This is a genomic window from Streptomyces bullii (assembly GCF_042657145.1).
Taxonomy (GTDB): Bacteria; Actinomycetota; Actinomycetes; order Streptomycetales; family Streptomycetaceae; genus Streptomyces; species Streptomyces bullii.
In genome coordinates this window covers 187,273-207,697 of record NZ_JBHSNY010000012.1, presented here as the reverse complement: position 1 = coordinate 207,697, position 20,425 = coordinate 187,273, and the positions used below count along the sequence as shown (strand labels likewise).

The following is a 20,425-nucleotide window of genomic DNA, read 5'->3' as shown; positions in this document are numbered from 1 at the left end:
CCTCCGTCAGGAGGTCGGACCGCCGAAGATGTCGATACGGTCGCCCTCGGCGAGGGTCACGATCGCGCGCTTGGTGGACGCGCGCTGGCCGAAGCCCGTGCGGGTCCGCTTGCGCTTGCCCTGGCGGTTGATCGTGTTGACCCCGGTGACCTTGACCGAGAAGACCGACTGGACGGCCTCCTTGATCTGGGTCTTGTTGGCACGCGGGTCGACGACGAACGTGTACTTGTTCTCGTCGAGGAGCGCGTAGCTCTTCTCGGAGACGACCGGCTTGAGCAGGACGTCACGGGGGTCCGTGTACGACTTGCTCAGCGGCGTCTCGACGGTGTTCTTGCCCTCGGCGGCCTGGCGACGCGCCTTCTTGACGCGCGCTTCCTTGGCCGCCTTGGCGGCCTTCGAGGCGATGGAGGGGTGACGGGCAGCCATCAGGCCTCGCTCCCTTCGGTGTCGTTGGCCTTCTGCGGGCCGGCGACGAAGGACTCGAAAGCGGCCTTGGTGAAGACCACGTCGTCCGAGACGAGAACGTCGTACGTGTTCAGCTGGCCCGGCTCCAGGATGTGGACCTGGGGCAGGTTGCGGGCGGACAGCCACGCGGCCTCGTCGGAGCGGTCGACGACCAGGAGCAGGTTCTTGCGCTCGCTGATCTTGCCGAACAGGCTCTTGGCGGCCTTCGTGGAGGGGGTCTCGCCCTCGACCACGCCGGTGACGACGTGGATGCGGTTGTGACGCGCCCGGTCGGTGAGGGCGTGACGCAGAGCGGCAGCCTTCATCTTCTTCGGGGTGCGCTGCGAGTAGTCGCGCGGCACGGGACCGTGCACGACGCCACCACCGGCGAACTGCGGCGCGCGGGTCGAGCCCTGACGGGCGCGGCCGGTGCCCTTCTGGCGGTACGGCTTCTTGCCGCCACCACGGACTTCACCGCGGGTCTTGGTCTTGTGGGTGCCCTGGCGGGCAGCGGCCAGCTGCGCGACGACGACCTGGTGGATCAGCGGGATGCTGACCTTCTCAACGCCGAAGATCTCCGCGGGGAGCTCGACGGTACCGGCCTTGTCGCCTGCCGGCGAAAGGATGTCAACAGTGCTCATCGGTTACCTCAGGCCCCCTTGGCCGCGGTGCGGACCAGGACGAGGCCGCCGTTCGGACCGGGAACCGCGCCCTTGATGAGCAGCAGACCCTTCTCCGCGTCAACGGCGTGGACGGTCAGGTTCTGGGTGGTGACCCGCTCGTTGCCCATGCGACCCGCCATGCGGAGGCCCTTGAACACACGGCCCGGGGTGGCGCAGCCACCGATGGAACCGGGAGAGCGGTGCTTGCGCTGGGTGCCGTGTCCGGCGCCGAGGCCACGGAAGTTGTGGCGCTTCATGACACCGGCGAAGCCCTTGCCCTTGCTCTTGCCGGTCACGTCGACCTTCACGCCGGCCTCGAACACCTCGGCGGTGATCTCCTGGCCCAGCGTGTACTCGGAGGCGTCCGCGGTGCGGATCTCGACGAGGTGACGACGGGGGGTGACGTCGGCCTTGGCGAAGTGGCCCTTGAGGGGCTTGTTCACCTTGCGCGGGTCGATCTCGCCGAAGGCGATCTGGACGGACTCGTAGCCGTCGACGTCGTTCGTACGGACCTGGGTGACGACGTTCGGCCCGGCCTTGACGACGGTCACCGGGACGACACGGTTGTTCTCGTCCCAGACCTGAGTCATACCGAGCTTCTCGCCCAGGATGCCCTTGATCTGCTTAGCCATCTCTTCAGATCACCGGCCTCAGAGCTTGATCTCGATGTCGACACCGGCCGGGAGGTCGAGTCGCATCAGAGAGTCAACGGTCTTGGGGGTCGGGTCGAGGATGTCGATCAGGCGCTTGTGCGTGCGCATCTCGAAGTGCTCGCGCGAGTCCTTGTACTTGTGCGGCGACTTGATGACGCAGTACACGTTCTTCTCAGTGGGCAGCGGCACCGGGCCCGCGACCGACGCACCAGTGCGGGTCACCGTCTCGACGATCTTCTTCGCCGAGGAGTCGATGACCTCGTGGTCGTAGGCCTTGAGCCGGATGCGGATCTTCTGTCCCGCCATGGCTACTTCGTAGTCCTGTCTCTCTTTACGCTCTGGAACCCAGTGCTGCTTTGCGTTTCTCCGACCCACGCGGTCGGGCGTGTCGCACTCCCGCTGACACAGATGTCCCTTGATCGAACATCCCTGCGGGATTGCACACGGCCCTGCCGGAACCGCGAGTCGGGGACGAAAGGCCCACCGGGTGCCTGGCCGGTGCCGCGCCGACGCTTCCCGGAAGATTCCCGTACGTCCGCCTCAGCGCTGCCGTGTGGCAGTTGAGACGACGAGTACTGTGGGACTCGCTTCCGGTCCCCCCGGCGGGAGGCGCGCAGCATCAACACTCGACCGAGCAACTCGGACAGTCTGCCATACGGGGCAGCGAGGATGCCAATCGAGCCGGAGAGAATACCCCGGGGGTGACATGGATCAAACCAAGGGCGGGACGAGCCTCCGGCTGGCGGCTTCCCCCTGACGCCGCACGCGGGCCCCGTTCGCCCGCTGCCACCCCTTGAATCGCGCCGCCCGACGTTCAGTGTCTCTCCGCACAGTGCGCGACGCTTTTGTTCAAGGACATGAATAAGGATCAAGTACCCGTCTATTGACGTGCCCGCAACAAGCTTTTAACGTCCAAGAAAGCGCTTTCCCCTTCGAGGAGATGAACCACAGCCCCACCACCCAAGCCCTGGTAGACGAGCCACTCTGGAGACGAACGATGCAACGGAGACACGTCAGCCCCGTCATCGCATGCGCCGGCCTGCTCACCGGCACGCTCGTCGCACTGTCCGGCACCACGGCGCAGGCCGCCACCACCCGGTACGAGGCCGAGACCTCGCCGGCGGTCTGCACCGGCACCATCGACTCCGACTGGTCCGGCTACTCCGGCAGCGGATTCTGCAACGGGACCAACTCCACGGGCGGCTACGCCCAGTTCACCGTGAACGCGCCCGCCGCTGGCACCGCGACCCTTCGGGTCCGCTTCGCCAACGGCAGCGGCACCGCCCGCCCCGCGGACGTCGTCGTGAACGGCTCGACCGCCGCGTCGGCGTCGTTCGAGGCCACCGGCGCCTGGAGCACCTGGGCGACCAAGACGCTCACCGTGTCGCTGCGGTCGGGCAGCAACACCGTCCGGCTCAACCCGACCACCTCCGCCGGCCTGCCCAACGTCGACTACATCGAGGTCGAGACGGGCGGCACCACCACCCCGCCGCCCACGACCAGCGGCGCCCTGTACGTCTCACCGAACGGCACCGACAACGCCGCCGGTACGGAGTCCGACCCGACCACGCTCACCTCGGCGCTCACGCGCGTCGCCGCCGGCGGCACGATCTACATGCGCGGCGGCACGTACCGCTACTCCCAGACGGTCACCATCGCGCAGGGCAACAACGGCACATCCAGCGCCCGCAAGACGCTGACCGCCTACCCGGGCGAGACCCCCGTACTGAACTTCTCGGCCCAGGCCGAGGACCCGGCCAACCGCGGCCTCGCCGTCAACGGGTCGTACTGGCACGTCAAGGGCCTCGTCGTCGAGCGCGCCGGTGACAACGGGATCTTCGTGGGCGGCAGCAACAACATCTTCGAGCGCACGATCACGCGCTACAACCGGGACACCGGCCTGCAGCTCTCGCGCATGCTCTCCAGCACGCCCAAGGACCAGTGGCCGTCCAACAACCTGATCCTCAGCGCGGAGTCGCACGACAACGCCGACTCCGACGGCGAGGACGCCGACGGCTTCGCCGCGAAGCTGACGTCGGGCCCCGGGAACGTCTTCCGGTACGCCGTCGCCCACAACAACATCGACGACGGCTGGGACCTCTACACCAAGTCGGACACGGGCGCGATCGGCCCGGTGACCATCGAGGACTCCCTCGCGTACAGCAACGGCACGCTGTCCGACGGCACCGTCAACGCGAACGGTGACCGCAACGGCTACAAGCTCGGCGGCGAGGACATCGGGGTCAATCACGTCGTCCGCCGCAGCATCGCCTACAAGAACGGCAAGCACGGGTTCACCTACAACAGGAACCCCGGCTCGATGACCGTGTCGGACAACGTCAGCGTCGACAACGCGCAGCGCAACTTCAACTTCGAGGCCGGAACGTCGGTGTTCAAGAACAACACCTCCTGCCGCAGCGGCAGCGGCACGAACGACCGGATCGTCGGCAACGCCGACAGCTCCAACCAGTTCTGGATGGGCTCGAACGGCTCCCGCTGCTCCTCGTACGCCGGCACCATGCGGTGGTCCTTCGCCTCGGACGGCCGCCTGGTGGTGACGTTCGGGTGACGCGGTAGGCGCCACTGCCCCCTGAAGGCGGTGGCGCCGCCCCGCATACAGCGGGCGGCCCCGGCTGTTACGTGCGAACGCCGGTGACGAAGCCGGCCCACGCCTCCGGTGTCACGGCGAGTCGAGGTCCGTCGGCGTGCTTCGAGTCGCGGACGTGAACGGTGCGGGAGGCTATGGCGATCTCCAGGCAGGAGTCGCCATCGGGGCCACTGCTGTAGCTGCTCTTGAACCACGCCAGTGCGGAGGCGTCCCCGGTGGAGGACTTGCGGATCATGTTTCTCCCAGCAGTTGCTCAATGAAGGACAGCGACTCCCGTGGTGGGAGAGCCTGCGCCCGGATCGTGCCATAGCGCAGTTCAAGGATCCGGATCTGCTTCGGATCAGAGGTCGGTCGGCCATTGAACGCGCCGTCGGACCGACCCACTGCACTGCCGTCCCCGAACTTCAGCACCTCGATCCTTCCGTTCAAACCGGGGTGGGCCTCACTGCTCGTTGGCATCACCTGAAGCGTGACGTTGCGCAACCGCCCCACCTCCAGCAGGCGCTCAAGCTGCTGACGCCAGACCATTGTGCCTCCGACCGGGCGGCGGAGCGTCGCCTCCTCCTGGACGAATCCGAGTGCCGGAGCGGGCGACCGGTCGAACACGGACTGCCGAGCCATGCGAGCAGCCACCAGGCGCTCCACCTCCTCCGGTGTGTACGCAGGCTGCCACGACTCGAACAGCGCTCGCGCGTGCTCCGGGGTCTGCAACAGGCCGTTGATGCTGATGCTTTCGTACACCCCGATCTCGACGGCCTGCGATTCCAGCTTGGCCAGCTCCCGCACCTTCTTGGGATACCGGACCCTCTTCACGTCCTCCCAAGCCGCCGCGATCAGCCCACCCGACCGCAGCACCTCGTCCGCAGCGACCAAGTACTCCTGCCGAGGGATCCGCTTTCCGCCCTCGATCTTGTAGACCATGTCCTCGCCGTACCCGACGGCCGCCCCGAACTCCGCGGCCCGCATCCCGACCGCCTCCCGCCGCAGCTTGAGCTGCCGCCCGACCGTGGTGATGACCGCGACTCCCCACTCGTCGTCCGGGTCCACCTCCCAACCCGGCTCGTCCGCCTCGCTCCTGAGCCGACCTGTCTCCGCCTCGACCGTCATCCCGTACCCCTCCGTCGTACGACCGTGCAGCGACGCCCTACCCGTAGGTCCCGTCCCGACAGCCCGGACACCACCGGACAAGCTCCGGACAGTCACCGTACGCACCCGCTGAGTCACTGTTCACCGTACGCAGGCGCCGCCACGCTGAGTGACGTGATGCAGAAATTCCCCGAACTCACCTCGCCCCTCCGCAGCTTCGGCGTCCAGCTCTCCCCGACCCCGCGCGGCGCACGTCTGGCCCGTTTCCTCGCCACCGAGCAACTGCGTTCCTGGGGAGTGCCGTTGGACCCGGCCCGGCTGGTCGTCGCCGAACTGACCACCAACGCCGCCACGCACGGCCGCGTCCCGGGCCGCGACTTCCGTCTCCTGATGTACGTCGTCGCCGGCACCCTCCGCATCGAGGTGACGGACACCCGCGACGACCGCCTGCCGACGAGCCGACTCCCCGCTCCGGACGCCGAGTCCGGCCGGGGGCTGCTCCTCGTCGGCGCGCTAGCCGACCGCTGGGGCGTGACTCCGGGCCTGCCGCCCCGCAAGACGGTCTGGCCGAACTCGACGTCTCACCGGAGCCCGACAGCACGCGCTCCGGTGCCTCAAGTGGTCACTTCCGAAGACCACGACGGTGAAAGGAACCCAGCCAAGCCCCACCCCTCCCGTCCGCCGCGACGCCACCGCGCGCACCTCACCCGCGCGGGTGGACATCACCAACTCGGCTGGATCCGGGAGCCGTTGCCTGCCCTACGCCCGGCGCAACACAACCGCAGACATGCGACGGCCCCCGGCCGGGACCAGCGATCCCGATCGAGGGCCTGACCACCGAGGAAGCAGGACCGGCCTGGTGCACGACAACGCCCGCCACATCACCCGCTTCACCGTGGTCGGCAACCACCGCCCAGCACCCGGAGCTCTCGCTCCTCGCGATCTGGCTGTCGGTGCACCTCCAGTCCCTCCCCGCGGGCGCCCGCGTCGACATCAAGACGCTCGCCGCCCGCTTCCTCGAGGGCACGACCCGTATCGCCGCCGCCCTGCGCGAGCTGGAGACCCACGGCTATCTGCGCCGCGTCCGCGAACGCGTCCCCGGCGGCCGGATCGTCACCCGCACGATCTCCTGCAACCAGCCCGGACACCGCACCGCCGAGCGCGACCGCACCGCCGAGCCCGGACACCGAACCCACCCGGTCCCCAAGCAACGGCCTGCCGCGGGGGCCAAGCCCCTTCCCGCGGTACCGCACTTCGGGGCACCACAGCCCGGCCGCTGCCGGGGCTGCCGATCCGATCCGGGCGAGCTCCCGGAGGCCGCGTGGCGGGAACGTGTCGATCCGCGCCCCTGGGCCCGGACGACGAGGAGCGAGCGCCATGACCATGGCCCCGGACGACGCGCAGCAGGGCGCCTCCCCCCGGTACCGGGACTGAGGGCGGAGCCCGCGTGCGCGCGGGCGGGCGCACCCGCCACGGGCGACATGTGACCGGCGGTCGGACGCACGGCAAAGGGGCCCGCACGACCGAAGTCGTACGGGCCCCTCAGGCCTTGTCAGGTCACGCGACCCTCAAGCAAGCGGAACTTACTTGACGATCTTGGTGACCTGGCCGGCGCCCACGGTCCGGCCACCCTCACGGATGGCGAACTTCAGGCCCTCCTCCATGGCGACGGGCTGGATGAGCTCCACCTTCATCTCGGTGTTGTCACCCGGCATGACCATCTCGGTGCCCTCGGGGAGGGTCACGACGCCGGTCACGTCCGTCGTACGGAAGTAGAACTGCGGGCGGTAGTTGTTGAAGAACGGCGTGTGGCGGCCACCCTCGTCCTTGGAGAGGATGTAGGCCTGCGCCTCGAACTCGGTGTGCGGGGTGACCGAGCCCGGCTTGATGATGACCTGGCCGCGCTCGACGTCCTCGCGCTTGATGCCGCGGAGGAGCAGACCGACGTTCTCACCGGCCTGGCCCTCGTCGAGCAGCTTGCGGAACATCTCGATGCCGGTGACCGTGGTGGTGGTCTTCTCCGGCTTGATGCCGATGATGTCGACGGTCTCGTTGACCTTGAGGACACCACGCTCGATACGGCCGGTGACGACCGTACCGCGACCGGTGATGGTGAAGACGTCCTCGATCGGCATCAGGAACGGCTTGTCGACGTCGCGCTCCGGCTCCGGAATCGCGGTGTCGACGGCGTTCATGAGGTCCAGGACGGACTGGGTCCACTGCGCGTCGCCCTCGAGGGCCTTCAGCGCGGAGACCTTGACGACGGGGCAGTCGTCGCCCGGGAACTCGTACTCGGAGAGGAGCTCACGGACCTCGAGCTCGACGAGCTCCAGGATCTCCTCGTCGTCCACCATGTCGGCCTTGTTCAGGGCGACAACGATGTAGGGAACGCCGACCTGGCGGGCCAGGAGGACGTGCTCCTTGGTCTGCGGCATCGGACCGTCGGTCGCGGCGACCACGAGGATCGCGCCGTCCATCTGGGCGGCACCGGTGATCATGTTCTTGATGTAGTCCGCGTGACCCGGGCAGTCGACGTGGGCGTAGTGACGCGCCTCGGTCTGGTACTCGACGTGCGCGATGGAGATGGTGATACCGCGCTGGCGCTCCTCAGGAGCCTTGTCGATGTTGTCGAACGGGGTGGCCTCGTTCAGCTCCGGGTACGCGTCGTGCAGCACCTTGGTAATGGCGGCCGTGAGGGTCGTCTTACCGTGGTCGATGTGACCGATGGTGCCGATGTTGACGTGCGGCTTAGTCCGCTCGAACTTCGCCTTCGCCACTGGGGTCCTCCTGTGGAGTGGTTCTGTACGCCTTACTTCATCGGCGCCAGGTGATCTTTGCTGGATGGCCCGGAGCTCCGGGGCAAACGCCCGCGATTGCGGTGTTTGCCCCATGAGGCTCCGGAGTCAAGCCTACGGCGTACGGACGGGGTCCGTTACTCGCCCTTGGCCTTCGCGATGATCTCCTCGGCGACGTTCCGCGGAACCTCGGCGTAGGAGTCGAACTGCATGGAGTAGCTGGCGCGGCCGGACGTCTTGCTGCGCAGGTCGCCGACGTAACCGAACATCTCCGAGAGGGGCACGAGACCCTTCACGACGCGGGCACCGGCCCGCTCCTCCATGGCCTGGATCTGGCCACGGCGGGAGTTGATGTCGCCGATGACCTCACCCATGTAGTCCTCGGGCGTGGTGACCTCGACGGCCATCATCGGCTCGAGCAGCACAGGGCTGGCCTTGCGCGCGGCCTCCTTGAAGGCCTGCGAACCGGCGATCTTGAACGCGAGCTCGGAGGAGTCCACCTCGTGGTAGGCACCGTCGAGCAGCGTCACGCGCACACCGGTCATCTCGTAGCCGGCGAGGATGCCGAACTGCATGGCCTCCTGGCAACCGGCGTCGACCGAGGGGATGTACTCCTTCGGGATACGTCCACCGGTGACCTGGTTGACGAACTCGTAGGAGGCGTCGCCACCCTCGATCGGCTCGACCGAGATGATGACGCGGCCGAACTGGCCCGTACCACCGGTCTGCTTCTTGTGGGTGTACTCGACCTTCTCGACCGACTTGCGGATGGTCTCGCGGTACGCGACCTGCGGCTTGCCGACGTTGGCCTCGACCTTGAACTCACGGCGCATACGGTCGACCAGCACCTCGAGGTGCAGCTCGCCCATGCCGCCGATGATGGTCTGGCCGGTCTCCTCGTCCGAGTGGACCTGGAAGGACGGGTCCTCCTCGGCCAGGCGCTGGATCGCGACGCCCAGCTTCTCCTGGTCGCCCTTCGACTTCGGCTCGATGGCGACCTGGATGACCGGCGCCGGGAAGTCCATGGACTCCAGGATCACCGGGTTCTTGTCGTCGCACAGCGTCTCGCCGGTCGTGGTCTGCTTCAGACCCATGACGGCGACGATGTCGCCGGCGCCCACCGACTCGATCTCCTCACGCTTGTTGGCGTGCATGCGGTAGATCTTGCCGATGCGCTCCTTGCGGCCCTTGACGGAGTTCAGCACGGCGGTGCCGGACTCCAGGCGGCCGGAGTACACGCGGACGAAGGTGAGCTTGCCGAGGTGCGGGTCGCTCATGATCTTGAACGCCAGCGCCGACAGCGGCTCCTCGTCGGACGGCTTGCGCTTGATGACCGTCTCCGGGTCCTTGACGTCGTGGCCCTCGATGGCCTCGATGTCGACCGGGGACGGCAGGTAGCGCACGACCGCGTCGAGCAGGGGCTGAACGCCCTTGTTCTTGAAGGCGGTGCCGCAGAAGACCGGGGTCACCGTGGTGCCCTGGCCCTTGCCGGAGGCGATGGTGATACGGCGGATAGCCGCGTACAGCTGCTCCTCGGTGGGCTCCTGGCCCTCGAGGTACAGCTCCATCATCTCCTCGTCGTTCTCGGCGACGGCCTCGAGCAGCTTGCCGCGGTACTCCTCGGCAGCCTCGACGTGGGTGTCCGGGATGTCGACGGTGTCGTACATCTCGCCCTTGGTGGCCTCGGCGGACCAGACCAGGGCCTTCATCCTCACGAGGTCGATGACGCCCTTGAAGTCGGCCTCGGCACCGATCGGCAGCTGCATGACGAGCGGCTGCGCGCCCAGACGGTCGCTGATCATGTCGACGCAGCGGTGGAACTCCGCACCGGTGCGGTCGAGCTTGTTGACGAAGCAGATGCGCGGAACGCCGTAGCGGTCCGCCTGACGCCACACCGTCTCGGACTGCGGCTCGACGCCGGCGACGCCGTCGAACACCGTCACGGCACCGTCGAGCACGCGCAGCGAACGCTCCACCTCGACGGTGAAGTCGACGTGGCCCGGCGTGTCGATGATGTTGATGGTGTGGTCGACGTTCTCCAGCGGCCAGTGGCAGGTGGTGGCAGCAGAGGTGATCGTGATGCCACGCTCCTGCTCCTGCTCCATCCAGTCCATGGTGGCAGCGCCGTCGTGGACCTCACCGATCTTGTAGGAAACGCCGGTGTAGAACAGGATCCGCTCGGTGGTGGTCGTCTTGCCCGCGTCGATGTGGGCCATGATGCCGATGTTGCGCACCCTGGCCAGGTCAAGCGAAGTGGTAGCCATAAGGCTTCAGTCTTCTCTCGGTCTCGATGTGGGTAGCGACTACCAGCGGTAGTGCGCGAAGGCCTTGTTGGACTCGGCCATCTTGTGCGTGTCCTCGCGCTTCTTCACAGCGGCACCGAGGCCGTTGCTCGCGTCGAGGAGCTCGTTGAGCAGACGCTCGGTCATGGTCTTCTCGCGACGGGCGCGGGAGTAACCGACGAGCCAGCGCAGCGCCAGGGTGTTGGCACGGCCGGGCTTGACCTCGACCGGGACCTGGTAGGTGGCACCACCGACACGGCGGGACTTGACCTCGAGGGTCGGCTTGATGTTCTCGAGAGCGCGCTTCAGCGTGATGACCGGGTCGTTGCCGGTCTTCTCGCGCAGGCCCTCCATGGCGCCGTAGACGATGCGCTCGGCGGTGGAGCGCTTGCCGTTCAGCAGCACCTTGTTGATCAGGGAGGTCACCAGAGGAGAGCCGTAGACCGGGTCGATGATGACCGGACGCTTCGGGGCGGGGCCCTTACGAGGCATTCTTACTTCTCCTTCTTGGCGCCGTAACGGCTGCGAGCCTGCTTGCGGTTCTTGACACCCTGGGTGTCGAGCGAGCCGCGGATGATCTTGTAGCGAACACCCGGCAGGTCCTTCACACGGCCGCCGCGCACGAGCACGATGGAGTGCTCCTGCAGGTTGTGTCCCTCACCCGGAATGTAAGCCGTGACCTCGATACCGCTGGTCAGACGCACACGCGCGACCTTACGGAGGGCCGAGTTCGGCTTCTTCGGGGTGGTCGTGAACACACGCGTGCAGACGCCGCGACGCTGAGGGGAACCCTCGAGTGCGGGCGTCTTGTTCTTCTCGACCTTGTCCTGCCGGCCCTTGCGGACCAGCTGCTGGATCGTAGGCACTACTTCTCCGGTTTCTGTGTGCCGATGGGTACAGCTAACCTGGAACGTCGCCGACCCACGCGGTCGGGTGTGTCGAATCCCGCAGATTCCTGCCGAACGGCAGAAAGAGGCGCAGATTACGGTGGCCGGTCACAGCTCCCTATGCGGTCGAAGGCACGCAGGAGAGCCAAGGCACACCCCAGGCACAAGGTCTGAGCGTACCTATCGCATTCGCTGCGGTCAAAACAAATGGACCCCGCCCGCATCGCCATGCGGGACATGTCAAGACCCCGACCCTCGGATGATCTTCGAATCGGCGGCAGCCGTCCGTTTCGATCGCTTTTCTTCCACTCCTGCGGGGTGTCAGCCCACCAGGGCCGACACCATGGTCAGGAACACCAGAACGAGTGCCCACCCCGCGGTGTACATCCACCCCAGGACGAGACCCGTCATCGCCAGACCGTCTCCGCCCTCGCCGGTGCGGCTGATCTCGGACCGCGCCGCGTGCCCCAGCACGATCGCCGGAATCCCGGTCAGCCCGAAGGTCGGCACACACAGCAGCCCGCACACGGCCGCCCCGACCGCCTTCCCGTTCGTCTGCGGCCGCGGCACCGGCAGGAAGGTCCGCGGCACCTGCAGGGCGGCCACAGGCTGCGGTACGGGCCCCTGCGGCAGGTCGGCGACCAGCAGCGCCAGCTCCCCCACCGTACGGGCCGCGTACGCCCGCGCGACCCGCTTGTCGAACTCGCCCTTCTCCAGCCGCCCCTCACCGAAGCCGGCCCGGAGCACGTCCACGGCCCGCTCACGATCGGCGTGCGAGGCGAGCATCGACGGCACACCGTGCCCCACCCAGGCCTGAGGATGCACACCAGGCTGAGGAACAGGCTGCGGAACCCCGCCCTGCCCCTCCTGCCACGGCTGCCACGACGGATACGACGACTGCGACACGGAGCACCTCCCCGGAACCCCCCGAGTCCCTCCATGATGCGCCGAACAAGGGGGATCGGCACGGGTGCGTCCCGTCCGGACAGCCCGAAGGGCGGCCACCCCCAGGATGACCGCCCTCCAGTTGCCTCAGACGTACGCCTTACTGGTTGTACGGACCGTAGTCGTAGTCCTCCAGCGGCACGGCCTGGCCGGAGCCCGTGCCGAACGGCGAGTAGTCGATGTCGTCGTAGCCGACGGCCGAGTACATCGCGGCCTTGGCCTCCTCGGTCGGCTCGACCCGGATGTTGCGGTAGCGGGACAGGCCCGTACCGGCCGGGATGAGCTTACCGATGATGACGTTCTCCTTGAGGCCGATCAGGGAGTCGGACTTGGCGTTGATCGCCGCGTCCGTGAGGACCCTGGTCGTCTCCTGGAAGGACGCCGCCGACAGCCAGGACTCGGTCGCCAGCGAGGCCTTGGTGATACCCATGAGCTGCGGGCGACCGGAGGCCGGGTGACCGCCCTCCTGGACCACACGACGGTTCTCCTGCTCGAAGCGGGAGCGCTCGACCAGCTCGCCGGGCAGCAGCTCGGCGTCGCCGGACTCGATGATCGTCACGCGGCGCAGCATCTGCCGGATGATGATCTCGATGTGCTTGTCGTGGATCGACACACCCTGCGAGTTGTAGACCTTCTGGACCTCGCCGACCAGGTGGACCTGGACGGCGCGCTGGCCCAGGATGCGCAGCACGTCGTGCGGGTTGGTGGCACCCACGGTGAGCTTCTGGCCCACCTCGACGTGCTCGCCCTCGCTGACCAGGAGTCGGGCGCGCTTCGAGATCGGGTAGGCCGTCTCGTCGCTGCCGTCGTCCGGGGTGATGACGATCTTCTTGGTCTTCTCGGTCTCCTCGATCCGCACGCGGCCGGAGGCCTCGGAGATCGGGGCGACACCCTTCGGGGTACGGGCCTCGAAGAGCTCGACGACACGCGGCAGACCCTGGGTGATGTCGTCACCGGCCACACCACCGGTGTGGAAGGTACGCATCGTCAGCTGGGTACCGGGCTCACCGATGGACTGGGCGGCGATGATGCCGACCGCCTCACCGATGTCGACGAGCTTGCCGGTGGCCAGCGAACGGCCGTAGCACATCGCGCAGGTGCCGACCGCGGACTCACAGGTCAGGACCGAGCGGGTCTTGACCTCCTCGATGCCGCGGGAGACGAGCTCCTCGATGAGGACGTCGCCCAGGTCGGTGCCGGCCGGGGCCAGCACCTGCCCGTCGACCACGATGTCCTCGGCGAGGCAGCGCGCGTACACGGACGTCTCGACGTTCTCCGCCTTGAGCAGGGTGCCCTCGGCGTTCCGCTCGGCGATCCGCAGACGCAGACCGCGCTCGGTGCCGCAGTCCTCCTCGCGGATGATGACGTCCTGCGAGACGTCGACCAGACGACGGGTGAGGTAACCCGAGTCGGCGGTACGCAGAGCGGTGTCCGCCAGACCCTTACGGGCACCGTGCGTGGAGATGAAGTACTCCAGCACGGAGAGACCCTCACGGAACGAGGCCTTGATGGGCCGCGGGATGGTCTCGTTCTTGGCGTTCGACACCAGACCGCGCATACCGGCGATCTGACGCATCTGCATCATGTTTCCTCGGGCGCCCGAGTTGACCATCATGAAGATCGGGTTGGTCTTCGGGAAGTTGCCCGTCATGGCCTCGGCGACCTCGTTGGTCGCGTTGGTCCAGATGCCGATGAGCTCCTGGGTCCGCTCGTCCTTCGTGATCAGACCGCGCTCGTACTGCTTCTGGACCTTCTCGTCCGCGGCCTCCCACTTGGCGACGATCTCCTTCTTCGCCTCGGGGACGACGACGTCGGAGATCGAGACCGTGACGCCGGAACGCGTGGCCCAGTAGAAGCCGGCCGCCTTCAGGTTGTCGAGCGTCGCCGCCACGATGACCTTCGGGTAGCGCTCGGCGAGGTCGTTGACGATCTCGGAGAGCTGCTTCTTGCCGACCTCGTAGTCGACGAACGGGTAGTCCTCGGGCAGCAGCTCGTTGAAGAGCGCACGCCCCAGCGTGGTCTTCAGACGGAAGCTGTCACCCTGCTGCCACTCCGGCTCGCCCTCCTCGCGCGCCGGCGGCTCCCAGCCCCGCGGCGGGATGGTGCCCACCGGGAAGCGGATGTCGATCGGCGACTGCAGCGAGAGCTCGCCCGCGTCGAACGCCATGATCGCCTCGGCGACGGAGGCGAAGGACCGGCCCTCGCCCTTGACGTCGCGGCCCTCGGCGTCGGTGGTGAGGAAGAACAGACCGAGGACCATGTCCTGGGTCGGCATCGTCACCGGACGGCCGTCGGCCGGCTTGAGGATGTTGTTCGAGGACAGCATCAGGATGCGGGCCTCGGCCTGCGCCTCCGCGGACAGCGGCAGGTGCACGGCCATCTGGTCACCGTCGAAGTCCGCGTTGAACGCGGTGCACACGAGCGGGTGGATCTGGATGGCCTTGCCCTCGACCAGCTGCGGCTCGAAGGCCTGGATGCCGAGGCGGTGCAGGGTGGGCGCACGGTTCAGCAGAACCGGGTGCTCCGCGATGACCTCTTCCAGCACGTCGTACACGACCGTGCGGCCGCGCTCGACCATGCGCTTGGCGCTCTTGATGTTCTGCGCGTGGTTCAGGTCGACCAGGCGCTTCATCACGAACGGCTTGAAGAGCTCCAGCGCCATCGCCTTCGGCAGACCGCACTGGTGCAGCTTCAGCTGCGGACCGACGACGATCACGGAACGCGCCGAGTAGTCGACACGCTTACCGAGCAGGTTCTGCCGGAAGCGACCCTGCTTGCCCTTCAGCATGTCGCTGAGGGACTTCAGCGGGCGGTTACCGGGACCGGTCACCGGACGGCCGCGACGACCGTTGTCGAAGAGGGCGTCAACGGCCTCCTGAAGCATGCGCTTCTCGTTGTTGACGATGATCTCGGGCGCGCCGAGGTCGAGCAGCCTCTTCAGACGGTTGTTGCGGTTGATGACACGGCGGTACAGGTCGTTCAGGTCGGAGGTCGCGAAGCGGCCACCGTCCAGCTGCACCATCGGACGCAGGTCCGGCGGGATGACCGGCACGCAGTCGAGCACCATGCCCTTGGGGCTGTTGGACGTCTGCAGGAACGCGGAGACGACCTTCAGGCGCTTGAGGGCACGGGTCTTCTTCTGGCCCTTGCCGGTGCGGATGATCTCGCGGAGGCGCTCGGCCTCCTCCTCCAGGTCGAAGGACTCCAGGCGCTTCTGCAGCGCCGCGGCACCCATCGAGCCGTCGAAGTACGTGCCGAAGCGGTCGCGCAGCTCGCGGTAGAGCAGCTCGTCGCCCTCCAGGTCCTGGACCTTGAGGTTCTTGAAGCGGTTCCACACCTCGTCGAGACGGTCGATCTCGCGCTGGGCGCGGTCGCGCAGCTGCTTCATCTCGCGCTCGGCACCCTCGCGCACCTTGCGGCGCACGTCGGCCTTGGCACCCTCGGCCTCCAGCTCGGCCAGGTCGGCCTCGAGCTTCTTGGCGCGGGCCTCCAGGTCGGCGTCACGGCGCTGCTCGATCTGCTGACGCTCGACGGAGACGTGGGCCTCCAGCGAGGGCAGGTCGCGCGTACGGCGCTCCTCGTCGACGTACGTGATCATGTACGCCGCGAAGTAGATGACCTTCTCGAGGTCCTTGGGAGCCAGGTCGAGCAGGTAGCCCAGCCGGCTCGGGACGCCCTTGAAGTACCAGATGTGCGTGACGGGCGCGGCGAGCTCGATGTGGCCCATCCGCTCACGGCGCACCTTGGCGCGCGTGACCTCGACGCCACAGCGCTCGCAGATGATGCCCTTGAAACGGACGCGCTTGTACTTGCCGCAGTAGCACTCCCAGTCCCGGGTCGGACCGAAGATCTTCTCGCAGAAGAGTCCGTCCTTCTCGGGCTTGAGGGTGCGGTAGTTGATGGTCTCGGGCTTCTTGACCTCGCCGTGGCTCCACTGACGGATGTCGTCAGCGGTGGCCAGGCCGATCCGGAGCTCGTCGAAGAAGTTGACGTCGAGCACTATGCGTCAATCCCTCTCAGGGTTGTAAGTCTTTGGTCTGATACGGGGGTCCTGGGGCCGGCGGCCTTCGGGGTGAAGGCCACCGGACTCCCGTCAGACCTCTTCGACGCTGCTCGGCTCGCGCCGGGACAGGTCGATACCGAGCTCCTCCGCAGCGCGGAAGACGTCCTCGTCGGTGTCACGCATCTCGATGGACATACCGTCGCTGGACAGCACCTCCACGTTCAGGCAGAGCGACTGCATCTCCTTGATGAGCACCTTGAAGGACTCGGGGATGCCGGGCTCGGGGATGTTCTCGCCCTTGACGATGGCCTCGTAGACCTTCACGCGGCCGGTGACGTCGTCGGACTTGATGGTCAGCAGCTCCTGGAGGGCGTACGCGGCGCCGTATGCCTCCAGCGCCCACACCTCCATCTCACCGAAGCGCTGGCCACCGAACTGGGCCTTACCACCCAGCGGCTGCTGAGTGATCATCGAGTACGGACCGGTCGAACGGGCGTGCAGCTTGTCGTCGACCAGGTGGTGCAGCTTCAGGATGTACATGTAGCCGACCGAGATCGGGTCCGGGAACGGCTCACCCGAACGGCCGTCGAACAGCCGGGCCTTGCCGGACGGGAGGACCAGGCGGTCGCCGTCGCGGTTGGGCAGGGTGTTCTCCAGCAGACCGGCGAGCTCGTCCTCGCGGGCACCGTCGAAGACCGGCGTCGCGACGTTGGTCTTCGGCTCGACGCGGTCGGCGCCGATCTGCTGCAGGCGCTGCGCCCACTCGTCGGCCAGGCCGGAGACGTCCCAGCCCTGGCTGGCGAGCCAGCCGAGGTGGATCTCCAGGACCTGTCCCGGGTTCATTCGGGACGGGACACCCAGCGGGTTGAGGATGATGTCGACCGGGGTGCCGTCCTCCAGGAACGGCATGTCCTCGATCGGCAGGATCTTGGAGATGACGCCCTTGTTGCCGTGCCGGCCGGCGAGCTTGTCACCGTCGGTGATCTTGCGCTTCTGCGCCACGTACACGCGCACAAGCTGGTTGACACCCGGGGGAAGCTCGTCGCCCTCCTCGCGGTCGAAGACGCGCACGCCGATGACCTTGCCGGTCTCGCCGTGCGGCACCTTCAGCGAGGTGTCTCGGACCTCACGGGCCTTCTCACCGAAGATCGCGCGCAGCAGGCGCTCCTCCGGCGTCAGCTCGGTCTCACCCTTGGGCGTGACCTTGCCGACGAGGATGTCACCGGCGATGACCTCGGCACCGATGCGGATGATGCCGCGCTCGTCGAGGTCGGCGAGGACCTCCTCGGAGACGTTCGGGATGTCCCGGGTGATCTCCTCGGGGCCGAGCTTGGTGTCACGGGCATCGACCTCGTGCTCCTCGATGTGGATCGAGGAGAGGACGTCGTCCTGCACGAGGCGCTGCGACAGGATGATCGCGTCCTCGTAGTTGTGACCCTCCCACGGCATGAACGCCACGAGCAGGTTCTTGCCGAGCGCCATCTCGCCGTTCTGGGTGGCCGGGCCGTCGGCGAGGACCTGGCCCTCGATGACACGGTCGCCCTCGTTGACGATGACCTTCTGGTTGACCGAGGTGCCCTGGTTGGAGCGGGCGAACTTGGCCAGGCGGTACGTGATGTACGTGCCGTCGTCGTTGGCGGTGGTGATGTAGTCCGCGGAGACCTCCTGGACCACACCGCTCTTCTCGGCCTTGACGACGTCGCCGGCGTCGACGGCGGAGCGGTACTCCATGCCGGTGCCGACGAGCGGGGACTCCGCCTGGATCAGCGGAACGGCCTGGCGCATCATGTTCGCGCCCATGAGGGCACGGTTGGCGTCGTCGTGCTCCAGGAAGGGGATCATGGCGGTCGCGACCGACACCATCTGGCGCGGCGAGACGTCCATGTAGTCCACGTCCTCGGGGCCGACGTAGTCGACCTCGCCGCCCTTGCGGCGGACCAGCACGCGGGCCTCGGCGAAGCGGAGGTCGTCCGTCAGCGGCGCGTTGGCCTGCGCGATGACGAAGCGGTCCTCCTCGTCGGCGGTGAGGTAGTCGACCTCGTCGGTGACCTGGCCGTCGACGACCTTGCGGTACGGCGTCTCGATGAAGCCGAACGCGTTGACCCGGCCGTAGGAGGCCAGCGAGCCGATCAGACCGATGTTCGGGCCTTCCGGCGTCTCGATCGGGCACATACGGCCGTAGTGCGACGGGTGAACGTCGCGGACCTCGAAGCCGGCCCGCTCACGGGAGAGACCACCCGGGCCGAGGGCGTTGAGACGCCGCTTGTGCGTCAGCCCCGACAGCGGGTTGTTCTGGTCCATGAACTGGGACAGCTGGCTGGTGCCGAAGAACTCCTTGATGGAGGCGACGACCGGCCGGATGTTGATCAGGGTCTGCGGCGTGATCGCCTCGACGTCCTGGGTGGTCATGCGCTCGCGCACGACGCGCTCCATACGGGCGAGACCCGTACGGACCTGGTTCTGGATCAGCTCGCCGACGCTGCGGATACGACGGTTGCCGAAGTGGTCGATGTCGTCGGTCTCGACGATGATCGGGCGGCCGTTGTCACCGACCGTCTCGGTCTCACCGGCGTGCAGCTTCACCAGGTACTTGATCGTCGCGATGATGTCCTCGACGGTCAGGATCCCGGCGTCCAGCGGGGTGTCCGTGCCCAGCTTCTTGTTGACCTTGTAGCGGCCGACCTTCGCGAGGTCGTAGCGCTTGGGGTTGAAGTAGAGGTTCTCGAGCAGCGTCTGCGCGGCCTCGCGCGTGGGGGGCTCGCCCGGGCGCAGCTTGCGGTAGATGTCGAGCAGCGCGTCGTCCTGGCCCTGGGTGTGGTCCTTCTCCAGGGTGGCGCGCATGGACTCGTACTCGCCGAACTCCTCCAGGATCTGGTCGGTGGTCCAGCCCAGAGCCTTGAGCAGCACGGTCACGGACTGCTTGCGCTTGCGGTCGATACGGACGCCGACCATGTCACGCTTGTCGATCTCCATCTCCAGCCAGGCACCCCGGGACGGGATGATCTTGGCGGAGAAGATGTCCTTGTCGGACGTCTTGTCGATGGAGGAGTCGAAGTAGACACCGGGGGAACGGACCAGCTGCGACACCACGACACGCTCGGTGCCGTTGATGACGAAGGTGCCCTTGTTCGTCATGAGCGGGAAGTCGCCCATGAAGACGGTCTGGGACTTGATCTCGCCGGTCTCGTTGTTGGTGAACTCGGCCGTCACGAAGAGGGGCGCGGCGTACGTGAAATCGCGCTCCTTGCACTCGTCGATCGAGTTCTTCGGCGGCTCGAAGCGGTGGTCGCGGAAGGTCAGCGACATCGACCCGGAGAAGTCCTCGATCGGGGAGATCTCCTCGAAGATCTCCTCGAGGCCGGACTTGGTGGGGACGTCCTGACCGTTCTCCAGGGCCTCCTCGACGCGAGCCTTCCATGCGTCGTTGCCGAGCAGCCAGTCGAAGCTCTCGGTCTGGAGCGCGAGAAGGTTCGGAACCTCGAGGGGCTCCTTGATCTTTGCAAAGGAGATGCGCAGCGGGGCGGTGCTGGCAGCGTTGTTCGTATTCGCGGTCGAGGCGTTGCGCGAGGCGGCCAAGAGGGGGTCCTTCCGAGGGCTCGGACTCACTACGCGCGTACCGGCCCCTCCCCCACGCACGAAGACAGAAATCCCAGGTCGGGATGATCTGTTTCTCGATGCTCGGGTGAGGGCAGACCCCTGGTGACGGGCAGGGGACAGCTAACAGGCAGCGCAAAGGGTCAGTGTAGCCACTTGGCACACTGATGTCCAGTGCGGGTTTCGCAACCCGTGTTGACCCTCGTTGTCCTCAACACCTGCGACAAGGCCCTGCCCTCAACGCACGTTGATACTGCCCTCTTCGTCGTCGATCCATGCCTCGGATTCGGATCCTTGTGACGACGCGTCCTGAGAATTGCGCGCTGCGTGCGGTTCGTCAAGGCCCCCCTTGCCCAAACCGCTTGCCACCAGGGGGAGCTCAGGGCCCGTGGAGGCACGACGATGATCACCATACTCCCCGCCGCCACAGGTGCAAGGCAGCCGCCGCCGGAGCCTCGGAACGCCG

Annotated in this window: 15 protein-coding genes and 1 pseudogene; 3 read left to right on the top strand and 13 right to left on the bottom strand. The window is 67.1% G+C overall.

All coding sequences use genetic code 11. From position 1 onward, the window contains the following. Positions 1-6: 6 nt before the first annotated feature. The 4 genes from rplW to rpsJ are packed head-to-tail and all read right to left on the bottom strand — an operon-like array spanning position 7 to position 2,065. Positions 7-426 (bottom strand): 50S ribosomal protein L23, encoded by a 420-nt coding sequence (gene rplW / locus ACFPZJ_RS31640; protein ID WP_381028809.1) that lies wholly within the window; start codon positions 424-426, stop codon positions 7-9. Further along, a complete protein-coding gene (rplD, locus tag ACFPZJ_RS31635; RefSeq protein ID WP_381028807.1) occupies positions 426-1,085 on the bottom strand; it encodes a 50S ribosomal protein L4 in 660 nt (219 codons plus the stop codon). The genes rplW and rplD overlap by 1 nt, the downstream gene beginning before the upstream one ends. An 8-nt stretch (positions 1,086-1,093) precedes the next feature. Next, positions 1,094-1,738 (bottom strand): 50S ribosomal protein L3, encoded by a 645-nt coding sequence (rplC, locus tag ACFPZJ_RS31630; protein ID WP_014674369.1) that lies wholly within the window; start codon positions 1,736-1,738, stop codon positions 1,094-1,096. Between the two features lie 18 nt (positions 1,739-1,756). Then, positions 1,757-2,065 carry a 30S ribosomal protein S10 gene (gene rpsJ / locus ACFPZJ_RS31625; protein ID WP_003948644.1) on the bottom strand — a complete coding sequence of 103 codons (309 nt, stop codon included), beginning with the start codon at positions 2,063-2,065 and terminating at the stop codon, positions 1,757-1,759. Between the two features lie 691 nt (positions 2,066-2,756). Here rpsJ and ACFPZJ_RS31620 point away from each other — a divergent pair. Next, entirely contained in the window at positions 2,757-4,328 is a 1,572-nt protein-coding gene (locus tag ACFPZJ_RS31620; protein ID WP_381028805.1) for a carbohydrate-binding protein, read from the top strand. Positions 4,329-4,395: 67 nt separating this feature from the next. Here the strand turns inward: ACFPZJ_RS31620 and ACFPZJ_RS31615 are convergent, their stop codons facing one another. Together ACFPZJ_RS31615 and ACFPZJ_RS31610 are read right to left on the bottom strand one after the other, a co-directional pair. After that, positions 4,396-4,602 (bottom strand): DUF397 domain-containing protein, encoded by a 207-nt coding sequence (locus ACFPZJ_RS31615; protein WP_381028803.1) that lies wholly within the window; start codon positions 4,600-4,602, stop codon positions 4,396-4,398. Further along, positions 4,599-5,474: a helix-turn-helix domain-containing protein gene (locus ACFPZJ_RS31610; protein ID WP_381028801.1), complete on the bottom strand. Its 876-nt coding sequence runs from the start codon at positions 5,472-5,474 to the stop codon at positions 4,599-4,601. The genes ACFPZJ_RS31615 and ACFPZJ_RS31610 overlap by 4 nt, the downstream gene beginning before the upstream one ends. Positions 5,475-5,630: 156 nt before the next feature. On the opposite strand from ACFPZJ_RS31610, the gene ACFPZJ_RS31605 reads away from it, so the two are divergent. Further along, positions 5,631-6,287, top strand: a complete 657-nt coding sequence (locus ACFPZJ_RS31605) for an ATP-binding protein (protein WP_381029003.1) — start codon at positions 5,631-5,633, stop codon at positions 6,285-6,287. Then, positions 6,241-6,598, top strand: a pseudogene (locus ACFPZJ_RS39850) (helix-turn-helix domain-containing protein); the annotation flags it as partial. The gene ACFPZJ_RS31605 and the pseudogene ACFPZJ_RS39850, both read left to right, overlap by 47 nt. 438 nt (positions 6,599-7,036) lie before the next feature. On the opposite strand, the gene tuf reads toward ACFPZJ_RS39850, so the two are convergent. The 7 genes from tuf to rpoB all read right to left on the bottom strand — a co-directional run bounded on the left by tuf (position 7,037) and on the right by rpoB (position 19,941). Beyond that, positions 7,037-8,230, bottom strand: a complete 1,194-nt coding sequence (gene tuf, locus ACFPZJ_RS31595; protein ID WP_381028795.1) for an elongation factor Tu — start codon at positions 8,228-8,230, stop codon at positions 7,037-7,039. A gap of 155 nt (positions 8,231-8,385) precedes the next feature. Next, positions 8,386-10,512 (bottom strand): elongation factor G, encoded by a 2,127-nt coding sequence (gene fusA, locus ACFPZJ_RS31590; RefSeq protein ID WP_381028792.1) that lies wholly within the window; start codon positions 10,510-10,512, stop codon positions 8,386-8,388. A gap of 39 nt (positions 10,513-10,551) precedes the next feature. Continuing rightward, a complete protein-coding gene (gene rpsG / locus ACFPZJ_RS31585) occupies positions 10,552-11,022 on the bottom strand; it encodes a 30S ribosomal protein S7 (protein WP_003998848.1) in 471 nt (156 codons plus the stop codon). A 2-nt stretch (positions 11,023-11,024) separates the two neighbouring features. After that, positions 11,025-11,396 (bottom strand): 30S ribosomal protein S12, encoded by a 372-nt coding sequence (rpsL, locus tag ACFPZJ_RS31580; RefSeq protein WP_003948652.1) that lies wholly within the window; start codon positions 11,394-11,396, stop codon positions 11,025-11,027. Between the two features lie 342 nt (positions 11,397-11,738). Continuing rightward, a complete protein-coding gene (locus ACFPZJ_RS31575) occupies positions 11,739-12,323 on the bottom strand; it encodes a DUF1707 and DUF4190 domain-containing protein (protein WP_381028789.1) in 585 nt (194 codons plus the stop codon). A 139-nt stretch (positions 12,324-12,462) separates the two neighbouring features. Next, complete coding sequence (locus ACFPZJ_RS31570; RefSeq protein ID WP_381028786.1) at positions 12,463-16,362, bottom strand: DNA-directed RNA polymerase subunit beta'; 3,900 nt, start codon at positions 16,360-16,362, stop codon at positions 12,463-12,465. Between the two features lie 93 nt (positions 16,363-16,455). After that, positions 16,456-19,941, bottom strand: a complete 3,486-nt coding sequence (gene rpoB / locus ACFPZJ_RS31565) for a DNA-directed RNA polymerase subunit beta (RefSeq protein ID WP_381028783.1) — start codon at positions 19,939-19,941, stop codon at positions 16,456-16,458. Positions 19,942-20,425 lie beyond the last annotated feature (484 nt).